The organism is Roseobacter sp. (assembly GCF_024639605.1).
Taxonomy (GTDB): domain Bacteria; phylum Pseudomonadota; class Alphaproteobacteria; order Rhodobacterales; family Rhodobacteraceae; genus Roseobacter.
In genome coordinates, this window is sequence record NZ_JAHEHZ010000192.1 from 1 (window position 1) to 5,471 (window position 5,471).

General features: G+C 59.4%; 5 protein-coding genes and 1 pseudogene. 1 reads left to right on the top strand and 5 read right to left on the bottom strand.

Going from position 1 to position 5,471, the window contains the following annotated elements; all coding sequences use genetic code 11:
- The 5 genes and pseudogenes from Q0M35_RS17060 to Q0M35_RS17080 all read right to left on the bottom strand — a co-directional run.
- Window positions 1–543 (bottom strand): annotated as a pseudogene (locus Q0M35_RS17060) (hypothetical protein); the annotation flags it as partial.
- 84 nt (window positions 544–627) lie between these two features.
- Window positions 628–1,254 (bottom strand): nucleoside/nucleotide kinase family protein, encoded by a 627-nt coding sequence (locus tag Q0M35_RS17065; protein ID WP_295317466.1) that lies wholly within the window; start codon window positions 1,252–1,254, stop codon window positions 628–630.
- Window positions 1,254–2,027 carry an ATP-binding cassette domain-containing protein gene (locus Q0M35_RS17070; protein WP_169639935.1) on the bottom strand — a complete coding sequence of 258 codons (774 nt, stop codon included), beginning with the start codon at window positions 2,025–2,027 and terminating at the stop codon, window positions 1,254–1,256. The genes Q0M35_RS17065 and Q0M35_RS17070 overlap by 1 nt, the downstream gene beginning before the upstream one ends.
- Window positions 2,027–3,088 carry an ABC transporter permease gene (locus Q0M35_RS17075; RefSeq protein WP_295317467.1) on the bottom strand — a complete coding sequence of 354 codons (1,062 nt, stop codon included), beginning with the start codon at window positions 3,086–3,088 and terminating at the stop codon, window positions 2,027–2,029. The genes Q0M35_RS17070 and Q0M35_RS17075 overlap by 1 nt, the downstream gene beginning before the upstream one ends.
- Window positions 3,089–3,160: 72 nt before the next feature.
- Entirely contained in the window at window positions 3,161–4,180 is a 1,020-nt protein-coding gene (locus Q0M35_RS17080; protein ID WP_295317468.1) for a sugar ABC transporter substrate-binding protein, read from the bottom strand.
- Window positions 4,181–4,362: 182 nt separating this feature from the next.
- Between Q0M35_RS17080 and Q0M35_RS17085 the strand changes: the two genes are divergently transcribed.
- On the top strand, window positions 4,363–5,471 hold a 1,109-nt coding region (locus Q0M35_RS17085), incomplete at its 3' end, for an ROK family transcriptional regulator (RefSeq protein WP_295317469.1).

A 5,471-nucleotide genomic window follows, 5' to 3' on the forward strand; every position in this document is an offset into this window, starting at 1 on the left:
TCGCCAGTATTCATCCGGGTAGCCGGGATCGAGCGAGCTTTCAAAATCGAGCCCGAATTTGTCATAGAGCGATTTCCAGATGCCGGTGTATCCGGGACCGTAAAGCGGCGGATCAGGCCAGGTGCCCTCGCGCCGCAGGGAGGCCGTGGGCCGGTCGAAATCAAACGGTACGCGGGTGATGTCCCCGGTGATCAGCGTGTCAGTGTCGAAAAATACAAACGGCTCGCCGGCGGGCAGCGCGCGCAGCATCTCAATCTTGTTGCCGTACGGATAAGAGGCTCCGAAATGCCGGTTTTCAAAGGGCAGGATCTCAGCGCCAAGATCCGCAAGTGCGCTGAGGATCGCGTCATCGCCGATCCGTGGATCATCGGGCCAGAGCGGGCCGGGCTGCGGCTCTGCTACCAGCAGCCTTCCGGTAAACCCCGGGGCGGTGTGCCTGAGCGACGCCGCAAATAGCAGCGCCTCATAGGAGAGCCTGCCCGACTGGGCGACGACCACAATATTAAAGCCGGTGTCAGACGAGGGTGCCTGTGTCTGTGGCATATGTGCCGGGGGTCCTCTGATGGGATGCTGGCCCCAGTATAGGTGCCAACGCCCTGCGCCGGAAGAGCCTTGCCCCGGGCTGCGTCAGCCGGTCAGCACGATATCGGCGGGCAGGGATTTTTCCTGCACCGTCCGGGCATTGGCCAGATCGTTCCGGGCCGCACGTTCTTCGGCGCGTTCACGGGAGAGCCCGTGATCCAGCCAGCGTTGCACCAGCCTGTTTTGCAGCACTTCAATGGGCACATCGAGACGCACCGACAAATCCCAGTACCTGTTCAGATCGCGCCAGACCGGAGCATCAAGCAGCAGGTAATTGCCTTCGAGAACTACGGTGTCACAGTCCGGACCCACACGGCCTGCACACGCAATGGAAATATCGCGGGTGCGATCAAAGAGCGGATAAAATACTTCTTCCTCATCCGGCAGACGCGAGACGAGATGCACGAACCCTGCGGCATCGAATGTATGCGGAGCACCTTTGCGGTTGAGAGTGTCGCGGTCGAGCAGGATCTGGTTGTGCAGGTGAAAGCCGTCCATCGGCACCACCTGGGCTGCACATCCCTTATCGTTCAGCGCGTCACCGAGGCTGTGCGCCAGCGTTGTCTTGCCGCTGGCGGGGGCGCCGGCCAGCGCCACAAGGCGGCGGCGACCCTTGCGCGGGGCCGCCAGCACCCGGTCACAGACCGACTGCGCCGTTTGCTCTGGTGTCATTACGCAGCCTGCGCTTCCGGGGGTTCTTTGGCACCGGTCATGAAGGCCACAGCATCCGACATCGTATAGTCTTTGGGGTCGATAACGCAGAGACGTTTTCCCAGCCGGTGCACATGGATGCGGTCTGCGACCTCAAACACATGGGGCATATTGTGACTGATCAGAATGATCGGAATGCCGCGTGATTTCACATCGAGAATGAGCTCAAGCACCTTGCGGCTTTCCTTGACCCCGAGGGCAGCGGTGGGCTCATCAAGAATGATCACCTTGGATCCGAAAGCCGCGGCACGGGCCACGGCGACGCCCTGACGCTGACCACCGGAAAGGGTCTCAACCGCCTGGTTGATGTTCTGAATGGTCATCAGGCCAAGCTCCGAGAGTTTGTCACGCGCGAGCTTTTCCATTGTCTGACGGTCAAGCTGGCGCAGAAATTTGCCGCGCCAGCCCTCCTTGCGGATCTCGCGCCCCATGAACATATTGTCAGCGATCGACAGGGCAGGGGACATGGCAAGCGTCTGGTAGACGGTCTCGATGCCGGCTTCGCGCGCCTGAATGGGAGAGGTGAAGCGAACCTCTTTTCCCTCCAGTTCGACGGTGCCCGCATCAGGGACAACAGCGCCTGAGACAGCTTTAATCAGAGAGCTTTTGCCGGCACCGTTGTCGCCGATGACAGCGAGTATTTCGCCCGGCATCAGGTCAAAATCGCAGCGGTCGAGTGCGGTGACTTTGCCATAGCGTTTGACCAGTCCGCGGCCCTTTAAAATCGGTTCCATTATGCAGCAACCTTTCTGATCCACTGGTCAACGGCAACAGCCGCAATAATCAGCACGCCGATGAGCAGATATGTCCATTGCGCATCCGCGCCCATCAGACGCAGCCCGAGGGTGAAGACACCCACGATCAGTGCGCCGAAGAATGTGCCGAGGATCGACCCGCGCCCGCCAAAGAGCGAGATGCCTCCGATCACCACGGCGGTGATACTTTCGATGTTCAGGAGTTGCCCTGAGGTAGGCGAGACCGAACCGATCCGTCCGATCAGCGCCCAGCCGGCGATGGCACAGATAAACCCGGCGACCGCGTAGACGGATATCAGCGTCATTCTGACGTTCACACCGGAAAGCTCCGCGGCCTCTGCATCGTCGCCGACCGCATAGACGTGCCGACCCCATGCTGTGTGTTTCAGAATAAACGCGAGGATAAGAACAATAGCGATCATCATGATGACGCCCACGGTAAAGACCGCACCGCCGATCTGAAACTTGGCCCCGAGCAGTTGCAGGATGGGCGCCTGTTCGGCGATTTCCTGGGCGCGGATCGTCTCGTTCTGAGAATAGAGGAAGTTGGCGGCGAGCACGATCTGCCACATGCCGAGCGTCACGATAAAGGGTGGCAGCTTCATGGCGGCGACGAGCCAGCCGTTCAGGGCACCAATGGCGGTGCCGAACATCAGTCCACAGGCGACAGCTATCTCGACAGGCACGCCGTAGCGGAACGTAAACTGCCCCATCACAACCGAGGAGATGACCGCGATCGCGCCGACGCTGAGGTCGATGCCGGCGGTCAGGATTACCAGCGACTGCGCCGCGGCAACGATACCCACGATCTGTACCTGCTGGAGAATGAGGGTCAGTGCAAAGGGTGAGAAAAACTTTGACCCGAGAGCGAGGCCAAAGACGAGGATCGAGGCCAGCAGCACGATGAGCGGCACGAGTGCCGGAGTGGTGTGCAGCGCGTGATGAAAACGACCCACAAAGCCTTTGTGCGGATCATCAAAGGCCGCGACATCCGAGGCGGCTGTTGAGACGGTTTTTTCGTAGTCGTCCGATGTGGACACAAGCTTTCCCCCCTGTTCCGGATCGGACGGGCCTTGTTTGGCCCGCCCGTCTTTTTACTCAGCGGAGCCTGATCAGCCCCAGCAGAGGTCCATGCCTTCATCGGTATCGATTGAATCGACCCCGTCGGCCGGCTGGTCGGTGACCAGGGCCACGCCGGTATCAAAGAAGGCTTTGCCCTCTGAGGCTTCGGGCTTGGTGCCGTCTTTGGCCCAGGCCGCGATCGCTTCGATACCCTTTGACGCCATCAAAAGCGGATATTGCTGCGAGGTTGCGCCGATCACACCGTCTTTGATGTTCTGCACACCGGGGCAGCCACCGTCGACTGAGACGATCAGCACGTCATTTTCACGACCGATCGATTTCAGAGCCTGATAGGCGCCGGCTGCGGCAGGCTCGTTGATGGTGTAGACCACGTTGATGGTGGGGTCCTGTGCGAGCAGGTTTTCCATCGCCTTGCGGCCACCCTCTTCGTTGCCGGCGGTGACGTCATGACCCACAATGCGCGGGTCGTCCTCATCGCCCCAGCGGCTGGGATCTTTGATGTCGATGCCAAAGCCCGTCATGAAGCCCTGGTCGCGAAGGACACCGACCGAGGGCTGGCTCACAGCCAGATCGAGCATGCCGATCCGCGCATCAGCGGCTGCATCGCCCAAAGAGGCCGCGGCCCATTTGCCGATCAGCTCACCGGCCAGGAAGTTGTCCGTCGCAAAAGTCATATCGGCGGAATCGATGGGCTCAAGAGGTGTGTCGAGGGCTATGACCAGCAAACCTGCATCACGTGCCTGCTGCACTGCCGGCACGATCGAGGAGGTGTCAGAGGCGGTCAGCAGAATGCCCTTGGCGCCGTTGGCAATGCAGGTTTCAATCGCGGCCACCTGAGTTTCGTGATCCCCGTCCACCTTACCCGCATAGCTGTTCAGCGTGATGCCGAGCTCTTCGGCTTTGGCCGATGCACCTTCACGCATCTTCACAAAGAAGGGGTTGGTGTCGGTTTTTGTGATCAGGCATGCGGATACGCTGTGGCCATCGGCCATTGCCGTTCCTGCCTGAGCAATCAGAGCAAGTGCTGTACCTGCGATAAGTTTTTTCATGATGTCCTCCCGGATTTTTATTTCATTCAGCGTGCCCGGCAGGGCACGTGCCCGGTCTGCCTCCACAGTCCGGATGACCTTTAAAAAGACCGATTCATGGGTTGCTGTCAATAAATAAATAAACTTGATTTATTAATCGGTCCTGGTCTTTACTGTCAGGCATGAGCCATGCGGATCTACAATTGGATGGCGGTGACATCGTCCGGAAACTCGGAGGCGTAAACCAGAGCGGGGTGCGCAACCATAATGAACGCCTGCTGATGTCAATGTTGCAGCGGTCGGGCGGTATGGCGGGCAGTGATATGGCCAGACAGGCCGGTCTCTCACCTCAGACGGTATCCGTGATTCTGCGCAAGCTTGAGAAAGACGGTTTGCTCAGACGGGGCGACCCGGTGCGCGGCAAAGTTGGTAAACCGTCGATCCCGATGCAGCTCGACCCGGACGGTATTTTCGCCTTTGGCCTCAAAATTGGAAGGCGCAGTGCGGATCTGCTGGTGCTGGATTTCGCCGGAAAGGTCCGCGCGCAGCTGAAAAAAGCCTATGAGTACCCGGTGCCGGAGAATATTTTTACCTTTCTGCGCGAGGGCACCGCTGAGCTGACAACAGGGATGACTGCAACGCAACGTCAGAGGCTGTGCGGCATCGGTATCGCTACGCCTTTTGATCTGTGGAAGTGGCACAAACTTGCCGGCAATCCCGCGCGTGACGACATCGGATTGAAAGACGTGAACCTCCGCAGTGAGATCTCGGCGTTTTCCGATCTGCCGGTTTATGTTGGCAACGATGCCACTGCAGCCTGCCGGGCGGAGCATCTTTTCGGACGAGAAAACGGGTTTTCAGACTACGCGTATTTCTTTGTGGGCTCGTTTGTTGGCGGGGGCATCGTGCTGAATGATACTGTTTTCCAGGGCAATCAGGGCAATGCCGGTGCCCTCGGTGCCATTCGCAGTACCGGCCCGCTTGGTGAGAGCCGTCAGCTTGTCGATGTGGCCTCGGTTCACCTGCTGGAAGCACGTCTTGCTGAGGCAGGGATAAATCCGCGGGTCCTCTGGGACGAACCACAGGACTGGCGCAGCCTTTCCCGCTATGTCGACCCCTGGCTGGGGGAGACTGCTCAGGAACTGGCGAAGGCAGCCCTGTCGGTCTGCGCAGTCATCGATTTTGAAGGCGTGGTAATCGACGGCGCTTTTCCTGAAGCGGTCCGCGACGAACTGGTGGAACGCGTCAACCGGTATCTGGCGAGCCAGGACACACGGGGTCTGATCATTCCCCAGGTGGTCAGTGGCAGCAT